Annotated in this window: 30 protein-coding genes; 24 read left to right on the plus strand and 6 right to left on the minus strand. The window is 38.7% G+C overall.

The window, feature by feature from the left end; all coding sequences use genetic code 11:
• Positions 1-25: 25 nt before the first annotated feature.
• The 3 genes from B4A24_RS03915 to B4A24_RS03925 all read left to right on the plus strand — a co-directional run bounded on the left by B4A24_RS03915 (position 26) and on the right by B4A24_RS03925 (position 2,705).
• Positions 26-571 carry an HAD family hydrolase gene (locus tag B4A24_RS03915; RefSeq protein WP_293942820.1) on the plus strand — a complete coding sequence of 182 codons (546 nt, stop codon included), beginning with the start codon at positions 26-28 and terminating at the stop codon, positions 569-571.
• A gap of 137 nt (positions 572-708) precedes the next feature.
• Positions 709-1,512, plus strand: a complete 804-nt coding sequence (locus tag B4A24_RS03920; RefSeq protein WP_293942822.1) for a GNAT family N-acetyltransferase — start codon at positions 709-711, stop codon at positions 1,510-1,512.
• A 413-nt stretch (positions 1,513-1,925) separates the two neighbouring features.
• On the plus strand, positions 1,926-2,705 hold the full coding sequence (locus B4A24_RS03925) for a DUF4241 domain-containing protein (protein WP_293942824.1): 780 nt from the start codon (positions 1,926-1,928) through the stop codon (positions 2,703-2,705).
• Positions 2,706-2,747: 42 nt separating this feature from the next.
• Here the strand turns inward: B4A24_RS03925 and B4A24_RS03930 are convergent, their stop codons facing one another.
• Positions 2,748-3,248 (minus strand): hypothetical protein, encoded by a 501-nt coding sequence (locus B4A24_RS03930; protein ID WP_293942826.1) that lies wholly within the window; start codon positions 3,246-3,248, stop codon positions 2,748-2,750.
• Between the two features lie 48 nt (positions 3,249-3,296).
• On the minus strand, positions 3,297-3,683 hold the full coding sequence (locus B4A24_RS03935) for a DUF7674 family protein (RefSeq protein WP_293942828.1): 387 nt from the start codon (positions 3,681-3,683) through the stop codon (positions 3,297-3,299).
• A 150-nt stretch (positions 3,684-3,833) separates the two neighbouring features.
• Here B4A24_RS03935 and B4A24_RS03940 point away from each other — a divergent pair, with 150 nt between their 5' ends.
• The 7 genes from B4A24_RS03940 (at position 3,834) to B4A24_RS03970 (ending at position 7,724) form a co-directional block, all read left to right on the plus strand.
• Positions 3,834-4,568, plus strand: coding sequence for an energy transducer TonB (locus B4A24_RS03940; RefSeq protein WP_293942830.1), 735 nt, complete (start codon positions 3,834-3,836; stop codon positions 4,566-4,568).
• Between the two features lie 352 nt (positions 4,569-4,920).
• A complete protein-coding gene (locus B4A24_RS03945) occupies positions 4,921-5,217 on the plus strand; it encodes a hypothetical protein (protein WP_293942832.1) in 297 nt (98 codons plus the stop codon).
• Positions 5,218-5,273: 56 nt separating this feature from the next.
• Positions 5,274-5,855: a hypothetical protein gene (locus tag B4A24_RS03950; protein ID WP_293942834.1), complete on the plus strand. Its 582-nt coding sequence runs from the start codon at positions 5,274-5,276 to the stop codon at positions 5,853-5,855.
• Between the two features lie 28 nt (positions 5,856-5,883).
• Entirely contained in the window at positions 5,884-6,327 is a 444-nt protein-coding gene (locus tag B4A24_RS03955; protein WP_293942838.1) for a hypothetical protein, read from the plus strand.
• An 11-nt stretch (positions 6,328-6,338) separates the two neighbouring features.
• Positions 6,339-6,749: a hypothetical protein gene (locus B4A24_RS03960; RefSeq protein WP_293942840.1), complete on the plus strand. Its 411-nt coding sequence runs from the start codon at positions 6,339-6,341 to the stop codon at positions 6,747-6,749.
• A 79-nt stretch (positions 6,750-6,828) separates the two neighbouring features.
• Complete coding sequence (locus tag B4A24_RS03965) at positions 6,829-7,086, plus strand: hypothetical protein (protein WP_293942842.1); 258 nt, start codon at positions 6,829-6,831, stop codon at positions 7,084-7,086.
• Positions 7,086-7,724, plus strand: coding sequence for a zeta toxin family protein (locus B4A24_RS03970; RefSeq protein ID WP_286862472.1), 639 nt, complete (start codon positions 7,086-7,088; stop codon positions 7,722-7,724). The genes B4A24_RS03965 and B4A24_RS03970 overlap by 1 nt, the downstream gene beginning before the upstream one ends.
• 355 nt (positions 7,725-8,079) lie before the next feature.
• On the opposite strand, the gene B4A24_RS03975 is transcribed toward B4A24_RS03970, so the two are convergent.
• Positions 8,080-8,628 carry an HD domain-containing protein gene (locus B4A24_RS03975; protein WP_293942846.1) on the minus strand — a complete coding sequence of 183 codons (549 nt, stop codon included), beginning with the start codon at positions 8,626-8,628 and terminating at the stop codon, positions 8,080-8,082.
• A gap of 32 nt (positions 8,629-8,660) precedes the next feature.
• Entirely contained in the window at positions 8,661-9,569 is a 909-nt protein-coding gene (locus B4A24_RS03980; RefSeq protein WP_312399744.1) for a helix-turn-helix transcriptional regulator, read from the minus strand.
• Positions 9,570-9,721: 152 nt separating this feature from the next.
• Between B4A24_RS03980 and B4A24_RS03985 the strand changes: the two genes are divergently transcribed.
• The 11 genes from B4A24_RS03985 (at position 9,722) to B4A24_RS04035 (ending at position 19,821) form a co-directional block, all read left to right on the plus strand.
• A complete protein-coding gene (locus B4A24_RS03985) occupies positions 9,722-10,573 on the plus strand; it encodes an aldo/keto reductase (RefSeq protein ID WP_293942848.1) in 852 nt (283 codons plus the stop codon).
• A 20-nt stretch (positions 10,574-10,593) separates the two neighbouring features.
• Positions 10,594-11,577, plus strand: a complete 984-nt coding sequence (locus B4A24_RS03990; protein WP_293942850.1) for an aldo/keto reductase — start codon at positions 10,594-10,596, stop codon at positions 11,575-11,577.
• 10 nt (positions 11,578-11,587) lie between these two features.
• Positions 11,588-12,673, plus strand: a complete 1,086-nt coding sequence (locus B4A24_RS03995; RefSeq protein WP_293942852.1) for an alpha/beta hydrolase — start codon at positions 11,588-11,590, stop codon at positions 12,671-12,673.
• A gap of 80 nt (positions 12,674-12,753) precedes the next feature.
• Positions 12,754-13,401: a flavodoxin gene (locus tag B4A24_RS04000; protein WP_293942854.1), complete on the plus strand. Its 648-nt coding sequence runs from the start codon at positions 12,754-12,756 to the stop codon at positions 13,399-13,401.
• Between the two features lie 21 nt (positions 13,402-13,422).
• Positions 13,423-14,472, plus strand: a complete 1,050-nt coding sequence (locus tag B4A24_RS04005) for an alpha/beta hydrolase (RefSeq protein ID WP_293942856.1) — start codon at positions 13,423-13,425, stop codon at positions 14,470-14,472.
• Between the two features lie 19 nt (positions 14,473-14,491).
• Positions 14,492-14,935, plus strand: a complete 444-nt coding sequence (locus B4A24_RS04010) for a nuclear transport factor 2 family protein (protein WP_293942857.1) — start codon at positions 14,492-14,494, stop codon at positions 14,933-14,935.
• A gap of 20 nt (positions 14,936-14,955) precedes the next feature.
• On the plus strand, positions 14,956-16,566 hold the full coding sequence (locus B4A24_RS04015; protein ID WP_293942859.1) for a carboxylesterase/lipase family protein: 1,611 nt from the start codon (positions 14,956-14,958) through the stop codon (positions 16,564-16,566).
• Positions 16,566-17,297 (plus strand): carboxymuconolactone decarboxylase family protein, encoded by a 732-nt coding sequence (locus B4A24_RS04020; protein WP_293942861.1) that lies wholly within the window; start codon positions 16,566-16,568, stop codon positions 17,295-17,297. Before B4A24_RS04015 ends, B4A24_RS04020 begins: the two co-directional genes overlap by 1 nt.
• Positions 17,298-17,303: 6 nt before the next feature.
• Positions 17,304-17,819 carry a cupin domain-containing protein gene (locus B4A24_RS04025; protein WP_293942863.1) on the plus strand — a complete coding sequence of 172 codons (516 nt, stop codon included), beginning with the start codon at positions 17,304-17,306 and terminating at the stop codon, positions 17,817-17,819.
• A 3-nt stretch (positions 17,820-17,822) separates the two neighbouring features.
• Positions 17,823-18,911: an alpha/beta hydrolase gene (locus tag B4A24_RS04030; RefSeq protein WP_293942865.1), complete on the plus strand. Its 1,089-nt coding sequence runs from the start codon at positions 17,823-17,825 to the stop codon at positions 18,909-18,911.
• 178 nt (positions 18,912-19,089) lie between these two features.
• Positions 19,090-19,821 (plus strand): MBL fold metallo-hydrolase, encoded by a 732-nt coding sequence (locus tag B4A24_RS04035; RefSeq protein WP_293942867.1) that lies wholly within the window; start codon positions 19,090-19,092, stop codon positions 19,819-19,821.
• 53 nt (positions 19,822-19,874) lie between these two features.
• Here B4A24_RS04035 and B4A24_RS04040 read toward each other — a convergent pair whose 3' ends face one another.
• A complete protein-coding gene (locus B4A24_RS04040; protein WP_293942869.1) occupies positions 19,875-21,029 on the minus strand; it encodes a cysteine desulfurase family protein in 1,155 nt (384 codons plus the stop codon).
• A 1-nt stretch (position 21,030) separates the two neighbouring features.
• The gene (locus tag B4A24_RS04045) at positions 21,031-21,765 is read right to left on the minus strand and encodes a hypothetical protein (protein WP_293942871.1); all 735 of its coding nucleotides are present in this window, start codon (positions 21,763-21,765) and stop codon (positions 21,031-21,033) included.
• 329 nt (positions 21,766-22,094) lie between these two features.
• Here B4A24_RS04045 and B4A24_RS04050 point away from each other — a divergent pair, with 329 nt between their 5' ends.
• The 3 genes from B4A24_RS04050 to B4A24_RS04060 all read left to right on the plus strand — a co-directional run bounded on the left by B4A24_RS04050 (position 22,095) and on the right by B4A24_RS04060 (position 23,403).
• The gene (locus tag B4A24_RS04050; RefSeq protein ID WP_293942873.1) at positions 22,095-22,661 is read left to right on the plus strand and encodes a hypothetical protein; all 567 of its coding nucleotides are present in this window, start codon (positions 22,095-22,097) and stop codon (positions 22,659-22,661) included.
• A gap of 38 nt (positions 22,662-22,699) precedes the next feature.
• The gene (locus B4A24_RS04055; protein WP_293942874.1) at positions 22,700-22,936 is read left to right on the plus strand and encodes a DUF7660 family protein; all 237 of its coding nucleotides are present in this window, start codon (positions 22,700-22,702) and stop codon (positions 22,934-22,936) included.
• A 98-nt stretch (positions 22,937-23,034) separates the two neighbouring features.
• Positions 23,035-23,403 carry a hypothetical protein gene (locus B4A24_RS04060; RefSeq protein WP_293942876.1) on the plus strand — a complete coding sequence of 123 codons (369 nt, stop codon included), beginning with the start codon at positions 23,035-23,037 and terminating at the stop codon, positions 23,401-23,403.
• Positions 23,404-24,045 lie beyond the last annotated feature (642 nt).

Below are 24,045 nucleotides of genomic sequence, written 5' to 3' on the forward strand. Positions count from 1 at the left end.
GTCAAATAAACCTGTAAAAAATAATATGAAGAAAACTCTTTTGGTATTGGATCTGGACGAGACATTGCTGTACGCAACAAAAGATAAGCTGATACAACAGGAAGACTTTGTGTTGGGAGTATATTATGTATATGTCCGTCCAAATTTAGACTATTTTTTATCACGGGTTGCGCAAGATTTTAAATTGGCCATTTGGAGCTCCGCGGATGATGCATATGTGGAAGAGCTCGTTGGTAAAATAAAACCGACCGCTATCGATTTTGAGTTTATCTGGGGGCGATCTCGCACGACAAAAAAACGGAAAAGTGTAACTGATGAATACTATTACGTAAAAAGGTTATCCAAAGTAAAACGAAAGGGCTTCTTATTGGAAAGAACGCTTATAATAGATGACACCGCTGAAAAATCAATGTTGAACTATGGCAATTCAATCCCAATAGCTGAATTCACAGGGAACGCCAACGACGATGAGTTACTCTTATTGGCATCTTATTTAGAGAAATTTAAAAATGTTGAGAATGTGCGACAAATTGACAAAAGAAATTGGAGGAATCAAGAGAGGTCTAGTTAATTTAGGAATATGGCGATTAACTTAAAATTTTATAACTTAAGGCGAAATTTTATTTTTGTGGTCGCAAAATGGATCGGGACATTTAACCGCTAAAATAAGTACTAAATAAGGATTGTTATACTATATTAGAAACTCGAATGAAAATACAACCTTTGCTCCTACAAGACATACCTTTTACTAGACGGATTCAGCCCCAAGGATGGGGAGATATCACTGTATCACTGATGGAATATTGTCTTCAATCTTTTTGTGAACCTGTCAAAGTTGTCGAGCAAAACAAAATTATCGGTATTGGTGCTTTGATTTTACATAAAAATTCGGCTTGGTTAGCGCACATCATTGTTGACGAATCCTACCGTGGTAGAGGAATTGGCTATCAGATTGTAAAATATCTAGTAGATTCGGCAACTAATAAGGGGGTATTGTCCATAAATCTGATCGCAACAGATCTAGGAGTTCCGGTTTATAAAAAAGCTGGCTTTCGAGTAGTGAGTTCTTATCATTTTCTGAAAAGAGAGCAAAATTGGTTACCGAAAACTTTAGCTGGGCAATTGAAGCCTGCCAAACCTGCATTTTATCAACAAATTATTAAACTGGATCAGGAGATAACTGGTGAGAATCGACAGTCGTTGATCAAAAGTCATCTTAAACAGGCCATAGTTTTTGAACAAGACGAGCTGGTTGAAGGTTATTATCTTCCAAAGCTTGGGCATGGACCGATTTATGCTAAGACTGAACAAGCAGGCTTAGGATTAATGGCACTTAAATATTCCACAATAGATTCAGCTGTTTTACCAAAGGATAACACCATCGGCCTTCAATTTTTGTCTGAGATTGGTTTTGAAACACAAAATACAACTGCGATAAGAATGACTTTAGGAGAGGATTTAATGTGGCAGCCAAAACTAATCTTCAGTAGAATTGGTGGTAATTACGGTTAATTTAAATGTGTAATTCATACAGATTCTTTCAATAACTTTATGTAAAAATGATGGTGAAACCACCAGTTTTACCATCATTTTTACATAGTCAACTGCAACGAAAAATGAAGTAAAGAAATTATGATTTTATGTATGGCCCAAAAGTAAGACGGACAATTCAGCGGATTTCTTAAAATTCTAATTGATAACAGTTGTTATAATTTTATTAGTTACTGCTATTCCTTTTTTATATTTTTATTGTTAATATTTAGAAAAATGGTCGTATAGTTTTAACGATGAAAAGTATTGGAAATGCAATGGGTAGCTCCAATCAGGTTGTCGCGGACTACACAACCTATGGAATGCTTCGAAAGTTCTTTAAGGACATAGGTCATCCTGTAGAGTCATGAATTAGACAAGGAAAATTATTCCATATGCACAAAAGAACAATAGCGATATGTATAATGGCCGTGGTGCTATTTTCATGTACTTCGGAGAACAAAGTTCCAAGTAATAATAACGATATCATTGTACCAACAGCCGAATTTGATCTGACAGATACCATACCGAAAATAACCATTAAGGACACATCACTGGCATTCCCACAGTTGTTTGAGGGGAGTTTCGTGAAGGGCACAAAAGTAGCGCAATTTGGCACGGAAATTACCTTTGATAAGATAGCTGTAGGAAATCTAAAGGTATTGTCAGGCCAGATTGTCGCCACTGACCCCGTTACCTTAAGTGATGCGATAGCTTTTAATGAGAATTTTCCTGTTGGTGAGTTTCCAGTTGAATTGGCAATGGCAAATATCAACGCTAATAAGGATAGACGGATCGCATTTGCACGAATAAAATTCTCAGATAAGCCTATCCGTAAATGGGAGTTTGCGTTATTACCGGGACAGACTCCAATTCCCATCAAATCCAAAGAAATATATGGATATGGAGTAGATGCAGGACTAGGTCTTTTCGTCGATCAAGTAGCAAGGAATAGCTTAAATGATATTCTTGATAAAAATTGGGACAATATATTCTCCGAAAAATTCAAGGATTATTTAAATTATGATTTTCAAAATCAAAATGCCGTCTTTTTCTCCACGGGGTATGGAGATGGTTTTTATGCCACTTACATTGGAAGGGACAATGACGGTAAAATTTGTCAGCTGTTGACTGACTTTGATATTGTACTGTGGCGGAATGTTGGGGAGTATTAAAATAACTTAATTTCTCAATTTTCACATTACAAGCATTTTTATTTATGTAATAATTTGGTCAGTCGAAGGTTTATCAAAGTTTAATGCTTTCAAAATTTTTATCGCTTTTGCCTTATCTTCAATTAAAGCCTTCTCATACTCAAATACAAGTCCGGTGGTCAATAATCTCTGGTCACCTGTAAGTCCATCAAAACTTATACATTTCTCTGATATTTCATAGCCAACCCACTGTCCTCTAACAAATCGTTGTAGATGTCCAAACACAGGATTTCCGACTTCTCTGCCTTTTATCCTTGTTGGAATAATAAAGTCCTGTTGGCAATTTTTAGGTTGGTCGGCAATTATTATCCAATCCTCTTCATTAATAGCATACTCCTCAAAGCAAGATTCAATCGCGTCTTCCATAGTGCAAAAGAAGTGATCCCAATCTGCAGAACTGTCCTGTAAGCTGTAATATCCAAAAAGATAAACTCCCCCTTTTGCCTGACAAAGCATAATTTTTTTTGTTTTCTCATCTATGTCTTTAAATACTACTTTTCTCATAACATTTTAAGGGTGATAAAAATTGCTGGTTTAATATAATATAATGTCTTACCTGTAATATTTTGACCAGGCTTCAAAATAAGGCTGTAACTTCTCGCTCAGATTCATCTTGACCCATTCCCGATCAACTCCCTCCTCCGTGTATAATATTTCGAGGATACCGACATGTACGATATTGATGATTTCACAGTTGTGGCTTTGCCCAATATAATTGATATAATCAAAGGAACTTTCAACAAAAGAGCTTGTGCGATCAGCTATGATCTGGCCACCGAGATATACCGCAAATTCATTCATAAAAGAATACGTCAAACGATCTGAGAAACGACTATCCTCTCTCATATCAACAACGTCCTTGTACCCGGGCACCTTATCAAATAAAATACCTGTTAATGTATCAAAAATAAAAATATCTATTTCTAATAATGGCTTCATATAAAGCTTCAAATATGAGTAAAAATAAGAATTTGCATCAGATCTGAAGCAACATAATCATTCAATACCTTCCTGATAACTAGATTAATCATTTTGTATCAAGATACAAAATAGATATGTAAATTAGCTACTGAGTTATATATTAATACAATGGGAATTTCCTGGGTTCGTAAGTTATCATTTATATGTATTTTATCACTAGGCCTGTTATCGCAGGCTTTTGGTCAATCCCTTATTTTGGATTCCATTCGTAGAAATTCAGTTTTAATCAATCATCAATCATTGGTTGATTTCTTGCACGCTGATCCAAAGACTAGTTTTGTCATTGATGCGACGCGATATTCAGTAGATGAAAAAGACAAACTCAATCAAAAACTGGTCGAAATCAAAAGTCAAATTGTTTCGCTCGATTACATAAAAAACAAAGGACAGATCGGTTGTAACCCAAATGATGTTATCTTTATCTGTACAAAGGATTTCCTTAAAAAGAAACGGGCAAAATCGAAAGGAGTAAATAAAAATACAATCATCGAATCTCCTCGAGAAATGAACGAGGTATTTCCTGAGCCCCCTGATGGCTCAGTTGGGTTCAAAAATTGGATTATCAGTCATTATAAAGTGCCAACGGCTGCCATGAAGGCAAAAGTAAATGGTAAACTGATCATCAATTTTACGGTTGGAGAAGATGGTAAGCTCCGTAATTTCCGGATAGCCAAAGATGTTGGTTATCAAACTGGTGAAGCACTAATAGAATTGATCAAAAAATCCAGTCCCTGGAAACCTGGATACCAGAATGGACGTGCTGTAAAATGCGGATACACCTACCCGTTGTTGTTTGATGCTGGTAATCTAACATTAGAAAATGGTACAAGAACAACTAAATAATAGCGAATATGTTTCCCATAGATCATGAATTCACAATGGTATACGCGCTGTATATACTGCTATTTTGCTATATCATCTATAGGTTTGTAATTGGCGGCAGAAGTGAAAAAGTTCGACTGATATGTATTGTGTCCATTAGCCTTGCACTTAATATTTTTCTATATATAGATCCCGCGAATTTTCAAGGTGGAGCATCATTAATTGTACTATTTTACTCATTAATTATTTGGGCATGTACGGCTCTAATATCAGTTGTAAATCGCATTTTTTCAAGTTGGAAAAAGAAAACTTAGCCATTATAGTTATGGAAAAAGATAAATAAGATTACATCATAAACCATTACCTTCATTTGATGTCCCCAAAAGAAAAGCGTGCTTATAAACATGCGCATTCACTTTTAAAAATAGATCAAAATGAAGATATTGATAAAATAAAAAGAGTCTACTTTAAAGTTGGCTGGCTGACCAAAGATAAAAGTGCATTAAGTTTATTAGATAATGGTCTAGAAAAATTTAATAAAAATACAGATAGACGTATTATACGGGATCATATTTCAGAAATATTTTTTAATTATTGTCCTAATTGTGGAAAGTTGGCAAGGACTCCCACCGAAAAACAATGTCGCTTCTGTTATTACGACTGGCATTGAATTGACTTCTTGTATTCTTCAGCCAGATTTCGTAGATTCAAAGCATAAGCCATAGTATGAAACAGTTCATAAAACTATTCCACATTTCTGCCCTTACTATCCTCATTGTTGGGTGCATAGATCCATCGCGCACAAAGACAATGGATTTTGGTCTATTTACGCTTGAAGTTCCTTATAAATGGCAGCAGGTCAAACAAAACGGAATAGACAGTTATATAGGCGCTATTGCTGTAGACAACACGGATACGCTTTACTTTGATCTGGGTATGTATTCAAATACCCTGACTGAACCTAACATAGAAGTTATCACCAGACAAATGATGGAGGAAAACGATCTAGACTCTTCGCGTTTCGTTGTTGTAAAAGATATCATGTCGATGAATATTGATGCCGATTTGTATAGAAAACAAAATGTATCCTGGGATACCATCGATAACAGAAGGGCCAAAATCGTATTTCCTAGGATATCCGGGAAAGGTACGACTGGGATATACATCGGTAGCCTATGGGGAGACTCTTCAAAAGTCCGATTTAATCTCTGTGGAGCAGATCTAAAAGCGCAAACAGAAGAGGATCTTCTTAAAGCGATAAAAACATTGAGATTCTACAAACGTAATATAGATAATGAAGAGAATTAACGCTCCCCTATTTGTGCATCTCTGTTTTATGGCTTTGACATTTTATGCAGCATTCACAGACGGGGATTGGCTGAGGTATTTTACGGGGAGTTTAGATTTTAACTTGATTATTTTTGGATTGCAAGTTGCAGGACTTATTTATGCAGGATACTTACAGGCGCAAAGAAATAGAAATGCAATCTCAATATTCTGGACAGCATTGATTGGGTTGATCATACTTGTATCGTGTGTACTCATCACAGGAAATTATCAGTTTAATAAAAATATCGGAATTACAATCGTGTGGATTATCTTAGAAGCTTATTATATATGCTATGAAATTTTAATCGGTGATCTTATTGAGAAAATACCTTTTTTATTAAATCTCAACTACGGTTTCCAAGCTCAATGCATTTATGTTATTCTTTCCGGCGTATTTCCATTGATTGGCTATGTTATGTTTAGATCAAAAAGAGCATTGAACAAAGAGTAAATCCGGGATGTATGCAAAGTAATTGGGATAAATATGGATTTTCATGTACTATGGGACCAAAGTTAAGGGAACTAGTGCAAATCCAACTTGTTGATGAACTAAATAGTCCATTGGGCATGAGCATCAAATTTGATTTCGACTGGTCGAAATCCTGTATCGAGGGACATAATGGAATGTTTTTGGATGGTAATCTAGAAAATTATTCGGGTATTAGATTGACCAACAAACAAGCACTAATTAAAGCAGATGGTTGGATGGACTTTATTCAGGAAGGAGATTTCTTCCTGGCTTATTGGGATCAAATAACAGTTTGTCATAACAATAAGGAGCTATTCTCAAAAGATTTTGGGATCTCTGGCTTTGCCTTTGATTTAGTTCCTGAGGAATTGCGCTGGCATCTGAAAGAGGTCAGAAAACACTAAAGAAATGATTATGTTAAAAATTCATAGATAATACCTTAAAACATTTTTTTATCTTTGGTATATCAACTATTTTTTAGGTATGACTGTAATATCGCTACGCGAACAGGTAAAGAGCGGTACTGTAGCAGTAAGAGCGCTAAGATTAAAGAGATTGGAAAACGGTTTACCGTTTATGATCAACGTTAAAGGAATGGAAGAAAAGTTATGTTACATTGAATATCCAAATGGCAATATTCATCTCGTAAAACAATCTTCCCAAGGCAACGATTTTGAAACGCTGGAAGTTCTGGATAAATCAGAAGCTCTAAATCTTAGACGTCGATTTAATCTCATATAATGCCTGAGTTATTCGTCATCACTGGATCTAACGGTGCAGGAAAGTCTACAATTGGCCCAATATATTTTCCTCCGCATTTACAAAATGTTTTCGATGGTGACAAACTCTACCTCCAAAAAAGGTCGGAATTATGGAGGTCTGGTATCCGAGTTCAAAGAGAATTGAATTCACAAGCGTCAGATTTTGTCGATTCTACTTTCGAATCATTAGTAAATAATGCTATTTCCAATAGTATTGACTTCGCTTATGAAGGTCATTTTTCTCAGGATAATAGTTGGGAGCCTTTGCAGAGATTTAAGGATGCTGGATATTATTTACATATGGTTTTCTTCGGTCTGGATAATGTTGATATCTCATCCGACCGTGTACTTATAAGGGCAAAAGAAGGTGGTCACAATGTTGATCCCCTGACTTTGAGAGACAACTATTTTGGGAACTTACACCAAGTAGACAGACGCTTCCTTATCTTTGATAGCTTAAAGATAATTGATACATCGGAAATGGAACACCGAGATCTTATATTTATCCTAAATGGAAACATAAGGGAGTTTCTCCCCCTATCGGATCAACCATGCTGGCTTTTAGAAAATATGCCTAATATTTCTAATCTATTGGGTAAGTCTATTAGTGAACGATAATGAAAAGATCCGATTAGCGCGACCTTTGCTTAGAATATCATAAAACAACTAGATGTCGACTATTGAACAGAGTATTGACAGATTGAGAGTTCTACTTCTTTTCTTATGTATCTAGCAAAAGCTGGGCCTAAGAGAAATACGTACTTGCCCTTATTTTTGATCAAGCAACTTTGTTTGAGCTGTATATATATTTTTCCATCTCTCTATACCTGAGATCTAAATATTTTTATCTTCGTCACAACCATACCATAATCTAAAAATAATTTGTTTACCGTCAGAATCAATTGCATTTATGTTAATTACTACATAGCTGTAATTAGAAGTGAAAAATACTTCTCCGCCAGTAGAACCTCTCCTAGCTAAAAGTCGAAATTGCACGCTCACGAATCTCCGAAACATTCAACCCGGCCTCTTCCAATTTCTGCGAAGCCTGCTGCTCGATTAAATCCTTTAACAGGACAAAGGTCTTGTCAAATTGGACATGTTTGCCCATTACAAAAGAAAGATCATACTCAACTTCTTCCCAGGTAGAAATATCGGCATGATTGTGCTGTAGCTGTACCTCTAACTTGTCAATGGCATTGGCGACCTTGGCTTCAAAGGTTTTCTTCTCTTCAAATTCATAGAAAAGATCATAGATCTCCTGTCCGTTACTTGTTGCCAGCATTTGCCTGATCTTGAGAATGGCCTGTTCTTCATTTTGCTGTTTGATCTTTCTGATCTCCGGATTGCGGATCTGATCCAATACGGAGACGTCTCCCGCTTCTGCTTCAACAAGGTCATGGATAATGATCATTTTTAACAGACTGGCTAAATCTACCTTCTTATCCAAAAGCGGTTCAATCCCGACAAAAAAACAGGTTTGCCTAGCAAAGCGTAAAGAAAATAGGACTCCAATTTGCATAAAGTTACCGTACCCTTAAGTTTAAAGCATAACTAGTTTAGACTTCGGTTTCTATACTCGTTAGGAGTATACCCTACCCTATTTTTGAATAACCGACTAAAATGTTGGGGATATTTGAACCCTAGTTCAAAGGCGATTTCATTGATGGTTTTGTTGCTATCAAAGATCTTTTCTTTGGCGATGTCAATTAGTTTATTTTGGATATACTCCTGTGCAGTCTTGCCAGTTTCTTTCTTGACAAGGTCACCAAAATAATTAGCGGATAGAAATAACTGCTCAGCAAAATAGGCTACAGTCGGCAAACCGCTTTGCTGTGGTTCGTCTGACTGGAAATAGACATTGAGGTTTTCATCGAATTTCTCTAGGATGCCCTTATTGACATTTTCGCGTGTAATAAACTGGCGATCATAAAATCGCTGGCAATAATCCAAAAAGAGTTCGATATTGGAGACAATAAGCTTTTTGGTATGCTTGTCGATACTATGTGCCAGCTCATGCTTTATCTTGCTGAGACAGTCCATAATAATCTTCCTCTCCTGCTCGGAAAGATGCAACGCCTCACTGGCAGAATACGAAAAGAAAGTATAGTTGCCTATTTCCTTAGCCAGAGAAGTGCCATACAACAACTCTGGATGAAATACCAAAGCTGTTCCCTGTGGCTGGTAAAATTCGGTACCATTCTCCCCTATGACCTGACCGGGCGCCAAAAAGATCAATGTGCCCTCTTCATAGTCATAGTTTTTAAGACCGTAACGTAGATCGCCACATTTTATTTCTTTAAAAAACACAGTGTAAAACTCATACCTGAGCTTGGAGAGCTTGCGTGGGTCTGCCTTGCTCAGATCGACAACACTGATCAAAGGATGTAGGGTCTCATTGTTGTTGAAATTATTGTATTCTGCGATACTCTTAAAATTGATGATCTCTTCCATTTCTTTCATTACTGGTAAAACAAATTTACAAAACTGGAATCCAATAATTTGTAGAATCAGTAATATTGGTAGAACTATCCGTAATGCATATACCAAAACCTTAGACCGCAAACCCGAACTTTGTTAACAGTGAATTGTATAATACATAAACTCTTTACATTATGTATAAAGTAAAATTAAACAACGGAATTGAAATGCCTATCCTCGGATTTGGTGTTTTTCAGATAAAAGATGCCCAAGAATGCGAACGTGCGATCGTTGACGCCGTCGAAACCGGATATCGTCTAATTGATACCGCTGCCTCTTATTTAAATGAAGAAGCGGTGGGAAAAGCAATAAAAAACTGTGGTGTGCAGCGTGAGGAGTTATTCATAACAACTAAACTGTGGATCCAGGATACTGGATATGAACAAACGAAAGCTGCTTTCGAAAAATCCCTCGAAAGGCTACAGCTTGACTATCTCGATCTTTATCTGATCCATCAGCCTTACGGCGATATCTTCGGATCTTGGAGGGCTATGCAAGAACTTTACCACGAAGGAAAAGTGAAAGCTATTGGGGTGGCAAATTTTCATCCGGACCGCATGATGGATCTTATTGCAAACAGCGGTTTTACGCCTGCAGTAAACCAGATAGAAACTCATCCTTTCCATCAGCAAATTGAAAATCAAGCTTTCCTGAAAGAGAATAATATCCAGACTCAATCCTGGGGCCCTTTTGCGGAGGGGAAAAACAATATATTCAATAATGGGCTCCTTACCTCAATAGGAATGAAATACAATAAGTCTGTTGCGCAGGTAATCCTCAGATGGCTTGCACAACGTGACATTGTCGCTATCCCCAAATCTGTCCGTAAGGAGAGAATAGCCGAGAACTTTCAAATATTTGATTTTGAACTGACGGAGAAGGATATGGATGCCATAAAATCCTTAGACGCTGGAGAAAGTCTATTTTTTGATCACAGGGATCCTGAGATGGTCAGATCGCTGAGTGAAAGGAAACTAGATATCTAAAATTTAGAACTGATACTAAAATGGAAAAAAGAAAACTAGGAAATAGCGGACTTGAAGTGTCCGCACTTGGATTGGGCTGCATGGGTCTGAGTTTTGGCTATGGCGCAGCTACCGATCATAAAGATGCCATTCAGTTGATCCGCTCGGCTTTTGAATCGGGAATTACTTTTTTTGATACGGCTGAATGTTACGGCCCCTTTGCAAATGAAACGCTGCTGGGTGAAGCATTGGAACCACTCAGAGACAATGTAGTGATCGCGACTAAATTTGGTTTTGAGGAAGGAGATTCAAAAAAAGGTCTGGATAGCAGTCCGGCAAGGATCAGAATCGCAGTTGAAGGATCTTTAAAACGACTTCGTACGGATCGGATTGACCTACTTTATCAGCACCGTACTGATCCTAATATTCCTATTGAGGAGGTTGCAGGGACAGTCGCTGATCTGATCAAGGAAGGCAAAGTAAAACATTGGGGACTCTCAGAGGCGGGAACTGAGACAATACGCACTGCGCATGCCGAGCTTCCCCTGGCGGCATTGCAGAGTGAATACTCGCTATTTTACCGTGAACCCGAAAAAGATATCTTACCGCTGCTTGAAGAGCTGGGAATAGGCTTTGTTCCGTTCAGTCCGCTCGGTAAAGGTTTTCTCACGGGAGCAATTGATTCGACAACCACATTTGACCCAACTGATTTCAGAAATATTGTACCCCGATTTTCAGCGGAAAACAGAAAGGCAAATCAGGCCCTGGTTGAGTTGGTAAAATCTATCGCGTTGCAAAAGGACGCTACGCCAGCACAGGTTGCATTGGGTTGGCTGCTTGCTCAGAAATCCTGGATAGCCCCTATTCCAGGAACTACCAAACTGCACCGTCTGAAAGAGAATATCGGTGCTGTAACCTTGAAATTATCGCGTGAAGATATTCAGCAAATAGAAGATGCGGCTTCCCAGATAACGATTCAGGGTGCCCGTTATCCCGCAGATTTACAAAACAGAGTTGGAAAATAAACAAACTGAAATGATAAAGAATTTTTCAAAATACATCGTTACTATCGTATGCCTTGTATCGGTAACATTACCACTGCATGCTCAGATAAAACAAAAACCGCTGCGTATTGCCGAGCAGGGAAGTTTTGCTATCGGTGGTACCAAAAAAACTGAATCCGGTAATTTCAATGTCAACGATGCATTGAAACCGCAGGGTCAGACCTATCACGGGGATCATGCCTATGCATTTTACCAAATTCCTGTAAAGGCTAAAAAATACCCGCTTGTTTTCCTACATGGTGCCGGGCAGTCCAAAAAGACATGGGAAACTACACCGGATGGACGAGAAGGGTTTCAGAACATTTTCCTGCGTCGTAATTTCGGCGTGTACCTGCTCGATCAGCCCCGTCGTGGTGAAGCTGGCAAAAGCATGGCCGAAGCAACGATCAAGCCTATTGCCGATGAACAGTTCTGGTTTACACAGTTCCGTTTAGGAAATTACCCGGATTACTTTCTAAATGTCCAATTTCCGAAAGATGCTGCCTCACTGGAGCAGTTTTACCGGCAGATGACGCCTAATACCGGAGCTTTTGATGCCAATGTGGTATCGGACGCTGTTTCCAGTTTATTTGACAAAATCGGTGATGGTATTTTGGTCACCCATTCGCAGGGCGGTGGCCCCGGATGGATGACCGCTATAAAAAATAATAAAGTCAAAGCTGTTGTAGCCTACGAACCGTATAGTGGTTTTGTATTCCCGGAGGGAGAATTACCCCAACCCATCGAATCTGCAGGGCTTTTTGGTGAGCTCAAAGGTACCGCTATTCCCCTCGAAGATTTCAAAAAGCTGACGGGTATACCGATTGTGGTCTACTACGGTGATAACATCGCCAAAGAACCGACTACCGTATGGAACAGTGACCATTGGCGGTCGGGACTTGAAATGGCCCGGTTATGGGCTGCCACTGTCAATAAACATGGCGGGGATGTGACCATAGTCCATCTGCCCGAAAAAGGAATTATGGGAAACACACACTTTCCTTTTTCAGACCTCAACAACGTGCAGATCGCCGATGAACTATCGAGTTGGCTGAACAAAAAAAAGCTGGATAAGTAACATTGGTAGTATTATCCGTAATCTGTATACCAATAATGCAGGAAACTATAGGGAACTTTGTATAAATCAGAAGGATACAAATGAAAACCAAAGTACTATACGGATTTATTATCAGCATATTTCTCTCGGTGACTTCTTGCTCACGGGCAGAAGAGTCAGGAACACAAAAGGGTACTTCTTTAATAGAGAAAGCAGATTCATTGCAGGACAGAAACGTATTGATCGTCTACCTGTCGAGAACAAAAAATACCAAAGTTCTTGCTGAGATTATCCACAGGAAAGTGGGTGGTCGCTTAGTGGGAATTGAATTGGAAAAACCTTATCCAGCACATTATCAAACTACAGTGGATCAGGTCGCTCAGGAAAATAGAACAGGTTATCTACCGCCATTAAAAACGAAGATCGACAGCATGGATACCTACGATGTGGTGTTCATCGGTTTTCCGACCTGGGGCATGCAGCTGCCACCGCCGGTGAAAAGCTTTCTGAACGACTATAACCTGGCGGGAAAAACTGTCATCCCATTCAATACAAATGCCGGTTACGGTATTGGCAGTACGTTTGACACTGTCAGGCAGCTCTGCCGGGGCAGTAAGGTCCTTGAGGGATATTCAACCAAAGGCGGTGTGGAACGCGATGGTACCCTTTTCGTGATGGAAGGTGATAAAGAAAAATCGGTTGAAAAGGAAATTCAGCATTGGCTTGTGAAAATCGGCCTAGCAAAATAAAAGATTTAAAATTATTAAGAAATGGAACAGATCAAATATATCATCGTAGCCATGTTCATGGCAACAGGCATGATCTCCGAGGCGCAGGACAAATCAAAAAATCCATTTGGACTGGTCTACGGAGATGCTATTACGGAGAATGTTAAAGGAAAAGTAAATATACATCCGGTCACCTATAAATTAAATGGAATAGACATCGCAGCGAATGTTTATACTCCGGCAAATTATGACGCTTCAAAAAAATATCCGGCTATTATCGTAGCACATCCCAACGGCGGGATCAAGGAGCAAACTGCAGGACTGTATGCACAGCGGCTTGCCGAGGCAGGGTACATAACCATTGCTGCTGACGCTTCCTATCAGGGAGCCAGTGGCGGAGAGCCCAGACATACGGATAAACCACAGTTCAGGACAGAAGATATCCATGGGATGGCAGACTATATAGCAGGCTATGCCGGTGTCGATCCTACCCGTCTGGGTGCACTTGGGATCTGTGGTGGCGGTGGTTATACCCTCAAAGCGGCACAATCAGATAAACGCCTTAAAGCCATTGCGACATTAAGTATGTTCAATTCAGGTGAAGTAAGACGTAATGGATTTCAGAATTCGCAGCTCAATACCATTGAGCAACGCCTTAAACAAGCATCGGATGCGCGTGCACAGGAAGCAGCTGGTGGAGAGATCAAATATTCCGGTGTTGCTAGCATAACGGACGAAGAAATCGCCAAAACGCCAACGGATCTCTATCGTGAAGGGTTTGAGTACTATTACCGAACCCACGCGCATCCAAATTCAACGTTTTTATATACCACCAGCAGCCTGATGGACCTAATGACATGGGATGCGACCGATGGTATCGAACTAATCGACCAGCCTCTATTGATGATGGCGGGAAGCAAAGCAGACACCAAATACATGACGGATGAGGCTTTTCCGAAAGCAAAGAACGCTAAAAACAAAGAGCTCTTTTTGATAGATGGTGCAACACACATTGAAACGTACTGGAAAAAAGAATATGTTGCAAAAGCGGTAAATAAACTGGTTGATTTCTATCACCAAAATCTTCAATAACAAACAAAATATACTTATTATGAGAAAATTATTGCTCGGCCTCTGCTTGGCCCTATCCGGAATCCAGATCTCTCTCGCGCAATCGGCCACCGATCAGGAAATCATCAAACTTTCTAAAGATAAATGGCAATGGATGGCCGACAAAAATGTCGGCCCATTGGACAGTCTTTTCCACGAAAAATCAATGTTTGTCCACATGGGTGGATCCTGGGGAAAACAACGGGAGCTCGAAGTGATAAAAAGCGGCGGCATCTGGTATAAAAAGGCTGATATCCACGAAGTATCGGTCAATATCATAGAAAATACGGCTATTCTGCTAAATAGGATCGATCTATTGGCCGTAGTTGGTGGCAACGAGGTGACTAATCCCTTTATGGTTACGGAAGTGTATGTCAAACAAAATGGCTCCTGGAAACTAGGTTCATTATCATTCAGCAGACTGCTTACACCTGGCAATAGATAAGCTATATTAAAATTATAATCATGAAAAAGATCTTTACAGGATTTTTCTTGGTGTGCAGCACTTTTTTATTTTCTCAAAATAGTATTTTAACAGAGAATTCTGCTGTATCACCAACGGTTACGACCAGTTTAGGGGCAGTACAGGGAACGAGCGATAGCGCAGTGGATGCTTTTAAAGGAATACCTTATGCGGCCCCTCCTATTGGAGAGCTCCGGTGGCGAGCCCCTCAACCGGTCAAACCGTGGAAAGGCGTACGTGATGCAAGCAAATTCTGTGCAGATTGTGCACAGGCTGGATGGCCTCGTGCTTCCGATAAAATAAGAGAAAACACATCCGAAGACTGTCTTTTCTTAAATCTATGGCGCCCCTCTAGCGCTACGAAAAATGCTAAGCTCCCAGTTATGGTATGGATCTATGGTGGAGGATTTGTGGGTGGTGGTAGTTCTTACGCGACTACTTCTGGGGATAATTTTGCAAAACAAGGTGTCATCTTGGTCAGTTTTAATTACCGATTAGGAAGATTGGGGCATTTTGGATTCCCTGCACTGTCAAAAGACCATCCAGAAGAACCAAAAGGAAGTTATGCCTACATGGATCAAATAGCTGCACTGAAATGGATTAAGAAGAATATAGCATTTTTTGGAGGGGATCCAAATAACGTAACGATTTTTGGAGAATCAGCAGGTGGTGTCTCTGTTCACTCCCTTTTGACAATACCGGCAGCACAGGGACTCTTCCATAAAGCAATCATTGAATCGGGAGGCGGTCGTGATGGTGTTCTCACCGGTAGACCGATACGCGCTGAAAATGCCGACCCATATTATCCTGTCTCTGCCGAAACCATTGGAATAAACTTTGCCCGCAAACATGGTATTGAAGGAACAGATGCTGCTGCACTGAAAAAACTCCGGACGCTCTCTGTTGAAGCCATCATAGATGGTGGCAAAGAAAGTCAGAATGGTTCTATCATATATCCAGGTCCCATACTCGACGGTAAACTTGTTGTGGAAACCCCTGAAAGTATTTACACAGATCAAAGGCAGCCGGCTATTCCTATCATTATTGGTTCAAATAGCGCGGAAGTACCGGCAGGTTTTGTAAATGCGCAGTCAAAAGAGGAGTTTTTTGCTAAATTTACCCCTTACAGCGAGGAAGCAAGGAATGTTTATGACCCTGACGGAACAAAATCCCTTGCCGAATTACTAACAATGCTTAATACAGATAAAGTCTGGGCAGAACCGGCACGCTTTACCGCTAGGGCATTTTCAGCTAACGGAACCGATACCTACATTTATCTATTTGATTATGTTCAGACTGCCCTCCAACAAGAGTTTGCATATGGAGCTCCGCACGCTTCTGAGATACCTTATGTTTTTAATAACCTTTCTGGCAGAAATAATGTTGATTTGACCGAAACGGACAGAAAGGTCGCATCCATGTTGAATAAATACTGGGTAAATTTTGCCAAAACGGGAAATCCTAATTCAAATGGAATCGCCAAATGGGAAAAATTTACTGAACAAAACGACACACTTTTGGAAATCCGGCGTGATGGTTCGGCAGTTTCTGTTCCTGATCCTAAAAAGCAAAGATTGGATGTTATGGAAAAGGCTACTAAAGACATAAAATAATGATGAAGAAACAAAAGTATATAATCGTATTTATAATGACCTTATTTTACCTGTCCCCCTTGTTATACGCAGGCCAAAATCCGGTAAAAGATCCCTTAACTAGCCATGAAATAGGACTTGTAAGGGTTGCAGCTACAACAGCCAAAGGCGACCTGAAAGGACTGAAAAAGGAACTTAACAAAGCACTTGATGATGGATTGACAGTAAATCAGATTAAAGAGGGAATCATACATCTTTATGCTTACGCTGGTTTTCCACGAAGTATACGAGGATTGCAGACCCTGATGGAAGTACTTGAGGAAAGAAGGTCTAAAGGCATAAATGACAGGACAGGTGCAGAGGCATCCTCTATTCGAAACGACAAGACAAAATACGATCGTGGAAAAGCTATATTGGAACAGCTAACAGGTGTACCGGAAAGAGATCCTAAAACTGGTTATGCCGCTTTTGCACCGACTATCGAAGTTTTCTTAAAGGAACATTTGTTTGCCGATATCTTTGAACGTGATGTACTTAGTTTTAAAGAAAGGGAACTCGTCACAGTCTCTGTGCTTAGTGCGATTGGGGGTGTAGAACCAATGCTACAATCGCATCTCAAGATCTGCCTTAATGTTGGTCTGACTCCGGCACAGCTTCATCAGTTTGTTGCCATTATAGGATCAACTATCGGAAAAAAGGAAGGTGTGGCCGCAAATAACGTATTGAATGAGATTTTACACGATAAAAAATAGAAAATTATGATTGTAATAAAGCAATGGAAAAAATGTAGTTTGATCGGCACGATAGCCCTTATTGCAGTGGCCTTCTTTTCGTGCAATGCCAAGAAAGATAAAAAAACTGAAAAGCAAGAAGTTGATTCTAATATGCCATTTTCAAAAGGAGAAAAGGTATCCAACGACAATTTCATCGGAACAGTTTGGCTAAATTACCTAGTTGAAACAGATTCTGCCCATAACGTCAACATTGGATCGGTTACTTTTGAACCTGGAGCCCGGACAAACTGGCATTACCATAAAGGCGGTCAGATCTTACTCGTAACTGCCGGTAAAGGACTCTATCAGGAAAAAGGAAAAGCTGTCGAAATTATTGAAAAAGGTGGCGTTGTGAAATGTCCCGCAGAAATTGAACACTGGCATGGTGCCACTGCTACAGAAGGAATGACTCATATCGCAATTGGGACAAATACAAATATTGGTGGTGCAATCTGGTTGAAACCCGTTACTGATGAAGAGTACAGTCAAATTTCAGAATAAGATATGAAGAATAAAATAAAAGGGATTACATACCTTATTGTATTCTCTTGTACGGCTCTACATGTGATTCCTTCTTTTGGTCAAAGCCTTATCAAGAAACAGCCTTTGGTTATTCAAGATCAAGGAAGCTTTGCTATTGGAGGAACTATAATTGAAAATACTGGCACTTACGATCCTATCAAACGGGGAACAGATGGTCAGACTTTTCATGGTGATCATGCTTATGTCTTTTATCAGATACCACAAAAGGCTAAAAAGTTACCCTTGGTATTCTGGCATGGAATAGGACAGTTTTCCAAAACGTGGGGGACAACACCCGACGGGCGGGATGGTTTTCAGAACATATTTCTTCGGCGTAATTTTGGGGTTTATTTATTGGATCAACCTCGAAGGGGAAATGCAGGTCGCAGTACCGTGGAAGGAACAATTATCCCCACTCCTGATGAACAGACTTGGTTTGGGACATTCCGTGTAGGTGTATGGCCAAATTATTTTCCGGGTGTCCAATTTTCAAAAGACCCTGCGACGCTTAATCAGTATTTCCGTTCGATGACTCCAAATGTAGGACCGATTGATATTAATGTCAATGTAAAAGCGGTTTCTGCACTATTTGAAAAAATTGGTCTTGCGATATTAGTGACCCACTCACATTCTGGTGGTATGGGCTGGCTGACAGCCATTAAAAACCAAAATGTAAAGGCTATCGTTTCTTACGAACCTGGCAGTGGTTTTGTGTTTCCAGAGGGCGAAGTTCCGCCCCCTATCGTAAGTTCAGCGGGTCCCCTTGAGGCGACGGCAATTGCCAAAGAGGAATTTTTAAAATTGACTAAGATTCCAATTATCATCTATTATGGTGATAACATACCGGAAAAACTAGATAAGGATAACCCTGGAGCCGATGGTTGGCGCGCCCGTCTTGAAATGGCTAGGAACTGGGCAAAAACAGTCAACAAACACGGTGGAGATGCTACGGTAGTCCATCTTCCTGAAATTGGTATCAAAGGCAATACCCATTTTCCATTTTCTGATCTGAATAATATCGAAATAGCTGATCTACTTTCAAAATGGTTGGAAGTTAAAAAACTGGATTAATATTAAAACTTTATTACAACTGTAAAAGGTTATCAGTGCATGCACCAAAAAAATCTACATGGCTCACCAATATCAATAAAGATATTCGTACTGATAGTATTTTGCTTTTGGATGCGTAGTTTTGTTATTCTACGTATTATCAATCAGAAGAAAAAGTGAAATTAATATAATAGTAAACATGAAAATATATCCTCTAAAAGACGGTGATTTCAGTGTCGATAAGAATAAAAATTTCACCTATCTGGAAGATACTGAAAACGATAAAAATTTAAAAATTGCTGTGCAGCCTTTCCTTATTGAAATAGCTGATAACCTAGTATTGCTAGATGCAGGATTAGGCTGGACGGAAAACGGAATTCCAAAAATTCAAACTAACATTATAAAAGCAGGATTTCAACCAGAAGATGTTAAGCTAGCTATGCTTTCTCATCTGCACAAAGACCACATTAACGGACTTGTGAATAGAGCGAAAAATGATTGGACGCTTAATTTTCCAAATGCTGAAGTCTATATACAAAAGCGTGAATATGATTTTGCACTTTCAAAAGATGGGAGCCCTTCTTTTGATTTGGATGTTTTGAAGTTCATTGTTGAGTATGCCAATATTATCTGGATGGATTCTGATAAAGGAAATATTACTTCAGAGATTGATTTCGAAGTCACCGGCGGACATACCCCTTATCATCAGGTTTTCTGGATTAAAGATAATGGAGGGACAGCTTTTTATGGTGCGGACAATCTTCCTCAAATGGGATATTTAAACTATCAAATAGCATTTAAAACTGATTATGATGGCAAAAAAGCGATGGAGGAACGAATCATTTGGAAGAAAAGAGCAAAAGAAGGACAATGGAAAATCCTTCTTTATCATGATATTGAAAATAAAATAATTACCCTCTATGACAGGTAAGCTCCTCCCCTAGCTAAAAGTTGAGATTGCGCGCTCGCGAATCTCCAAGACATTCAGCTATGGATATGATTTTGATGTAGCGCATTATTGCTGCGCAATTGATTTATAGTTCTTTCAACAGCTTCTACGGTTTGTTTGATTTCCTGTGCTGTAGTGAAACGCCCCAAGCTAAATCGTAGCGCATTAAATGCTTCCTCTCGACTCAATCCCATAGCTTGTAGCACAGGGGAAGGTGCTGGATCAAAGTTATTGAGTACGGAGCAGTTGGAGACACATATAGAATCGAGCTTTTTTACAACAGTTTCGCTGTCAATGCCATCAAAACAAATCGTACTTGTTGTATATATCCTATGTTTTTTAGAACCTATTAATTTCGCTCCTCGGATGGTCAATAATTGTTGTTCTAATATATCACGTAGCTTCCCGATGCGTTCTTCATCTTCATTCATCTCTAAAGCGGCGAGCTCAGCAGCTTTAGCCATGCCAACGATACCATGTACATTCAGTGTACCGCTTCTTGCTTCTCCCTCATGTGCCCCAGAAAAGATCAATGGTTTCAAGGGTACTTCGCGACCAAAATAAATGCCCCCGACACCCTTTGGTCCATAAAATTTATGGGCAGAAAAAGTGAGAATATCTATAAATGATCGTGCACGAATAGGGAGTTTTCCTACTGACTGGCTTCCATCGGTCATAAAATATGCTCCATGAGCATGCGTTATTTCCGCAATCCGTTCTATATCCTGAACCACACCGGTATCATGGTTGACATGCATCACACATACTAAAACTGTATGGGGTGTAAAGGCACGTTCTAGTTCCTCAAGATCTATCAATCCATCGCTATCAACAGAAAGGTAGGTAACCGCAATACCTCTGGACTCAAGACACATACATGTATCTAAAACTACAGGATGTTCGGTCTGTACAGTTATAATATGTTGTGTCCTTAACGTCAGTATTCCACGTAAGCCCATATTGATAGCTTCGGTTGCACCTGATGTGAAGTAAATCTCTTCTAAATTGATATCGATGAGATCAGCAATTTGTCTCCTGCTCTTCTCTACGGCAGTATCTAAATATTTACCTAGCTTGTGACGACTTGCTGCGTTACCATACTTATCTGTCAGATAGGGCATCATTTCGGCCAAGACCCTAGAATCCATTGGAGTGGATGCGTTGTTGTCAAGATATATAATATTGTCCATGTTAGTCGATTTGCCTTGCGTCATTTTTTTCATCTTCATCATACGTTTTGAGCATGTAATCTTTTCCCAGGTTGCCTTTAAAAACTTTTACTTCGGCAGTCATTGATGGATGCGGAAAATCACCTTCCCATTTCATAAAAAATAGATTCATCATCCGATTTCCCCATTCTTTGTTCTCAAATACGGCATCATTGTAATTTCCTCCAGAAGTAATTACCCAGGATGGTAAATCCACCTTAGCACGCTCCCATGTAACGAATTGCCGCGCGTTAAAAATATTTGTAAAGGATAAGAGTCCATAGGAATAGACTGTTGAAAAGAGAAAAATAACACTTACATAAAAGAATTTCGAAAATGTATCTCGGATAGTGATCTTTTTGAATACGATTAAGATACTACTGACTACCATCACAACTCCACCTAACACAGCCGCCCAGGGTAGAAAGTACCAATCATCTTTCAGATGGACTTGATCATATAGCATAAAAGCAAATTCTAGCACTACCAAAAATGTTAAAAACGCCTTTAAATATTTGTTCATGAAATATTCAGTCCGCCAATTTTTTAAAAAAAGAACCAATATTAATCCCGAAAACAGTCCATAAAGCAAAGCTGTATATTGATTAAAGAATTCAAAACCAAAAGTGTGAAAAATGGAAGCCAAGATGAAACCGATAAAGAGAAAGACGTCAAATTTCTCGTGTGAATAAACTCTAAATTGTTGTATAATATGCATAAATTAAGCCATTGGTTAATATGATGAAACTAAAATTCACTGTATTGGATAAATAGCTTCTGTTTAAAGATAATTATTATCTGTCAAAAGTTGCTAAAACTGAAGTTTAATTAACCAGATTGTTACATAAATAACGCTATAAGTTCCCGTATTATGGTTTCTTGCTCAAATGATAGTTATCGAAATCTCTGACGTGAAAAAATATTTAAAGCATATATTTTTAGATTGATTTTTATTTTTCTAAATGAATCAGTATTTTAAACTCAGCTTTAATTAGCTGATTAATTAAATGCACCATTTTTTAATTATTAAACCAAATCACTAGATCAATGTATAAATCTCTTCGAGTGAAGCTCGAGACTTTTCATGAGGTATGCAGTAAACAATCGAAATTTAGAATTGCCATTGCTCCATTCTATCATAAAGATTTCTATACTCTTTATAATGAAATAAAGGTGACCCTCCGTTCACCTTATCTATTATTCTTTCTGGATGACGAGAATTTAGATACACTTCATGAATCTAATGGCGATCTACCCGATCAATTCTCATTTAGGATGTGTCCGAAGTTTAAGAATAGCGAATCAACAGCTGACTATTACCAAAGTCGATATTTATTTTTTACGGTTGAAATTGATAAGAATAGATTGGAAATTTATTCGGTTAACAATAAGCGAGACGGAAAGGGACATTCTTTTGCAGAGACGAAAGATAAGATATTATTGGCCTCGATTAAACCCAATGAGTATAACATAGACAAGATTCGATCTATCTTGGTCACATTTCTAATTGAAGAACTGGAGTTCCTCACTGAAACATTTGCTGTTGAAGCCAATGGAGAATTGAATTATAACAGAACATATGCGACAGAAGGTAATGAGATATATCAGATTTAAACATTTATTAAAAATACATGGTTAATCAATTGTACGAATTGAAAGTAAGAGACAGACAAAGCTTCATCAAATTTCTTGATTTGTTGCGCCAGGATTTGCTCCAACATCCTGAAACTTGGGAAAACAAAACCTTACCTGATTTTCTGGAAGCTTTGGCGGCATATACTGAAGATATCCAAGGATATTATGATAATACAGATGCAAATGTAGATGCTGAAAAAGCTGCGTGGTCAACATTTGCTGATATTTTCAAAGGAGCTAAGGTTTATGAGTAATGATAAGCATTCAACGTAAAGGAATTGTTCAAAACAGCATGTTAATAAATAGTGTATTTCATAAAGTTATCATAGATTCTTATTATAAAAAAACGATTATGTATAAATTATCTTTAATTATTTTTCTTACGATCTGTTGTCTAAGTAGTAGCTCTGCCCAATCCACTATCAACTCTTCAAATAATGAAATACATAACTCTTTCTCGTATGCGTATATACGTGTAGAGGGAAAATTCCTATCAAAAAAACTAAAGGTGAAAGTTGACCTAGGAGATTCGGATGAGCAGATCGCGGAAGGTGAAAAGCTGTCCGAAATATTGACCAATAAAAAATCCTATGCCGCCATATTGAATTATATGTCGAAGATTGGATTTGAATTAGTGAATACGTTCGATTTAACACGAAGCAGTGATGGATCGGGCGGAACTTCTGGTATTATTTACGTCATGAAAAAAGCTGAGGAATAATCGCTATAGATCGCGAGACCAGCAAAGTATAATTAAGAATTGTCTCAATTATTAATAAATAAGCCATAAATGAATTGGTTGTACGTTTTTAAACATTGGGGAAGCACTTTAATCCTTGGTGCCATTCTTTTTATTCTAACAGAGGGATTAGGGGCTGAAGAAGGAATTGTGTTTACGCTCATTCTATCGGCTGCGAGTTTAGCCTTCTCTATACCTACCCTAATTATTTATATTTTGGTCTTCTATTGGCTTAAGAAATATAATAGAACTAACAAAAAATGGGTAAGGCTAATTTTGGTTTCTACCACAATTCTTGGCATTGGTATAACACTTTGCTTATTGTACTCGATCGGAATTATTCAGCCTTTAATCTGCTATTCAATTGCCGCAATTGTTTCCAGTTACTTTTTTGAGCTAGAAAAAGGAAATTTGGAAAATTGATCAACATATTTTAGTCTAACGGTTTTTAGCGTAACTTTTTATATATTAGTTTTCTCTAGCACAGACGTTATCTTCACTGCAGAGACAAACCATTCTATGGCAAAAATAACAGACATTAATCAAGGTGACTTGTTAACATTCAAAGCCGCTGACAATAAATTTAATGTATTGCTTTGTACGTGCATATTCCGCACTATACTA

Origin of the sequence: Sphingobacterium sp. UBA7249 (assembly GCF_002472835.1) — a bacterium.
GTDB lineage: Bacteria > Bacteroidota > Bacteroidia > Sphingobacteriales > Sphingobacteriaceae > Sphingobacterium > Sphingobacterium prati.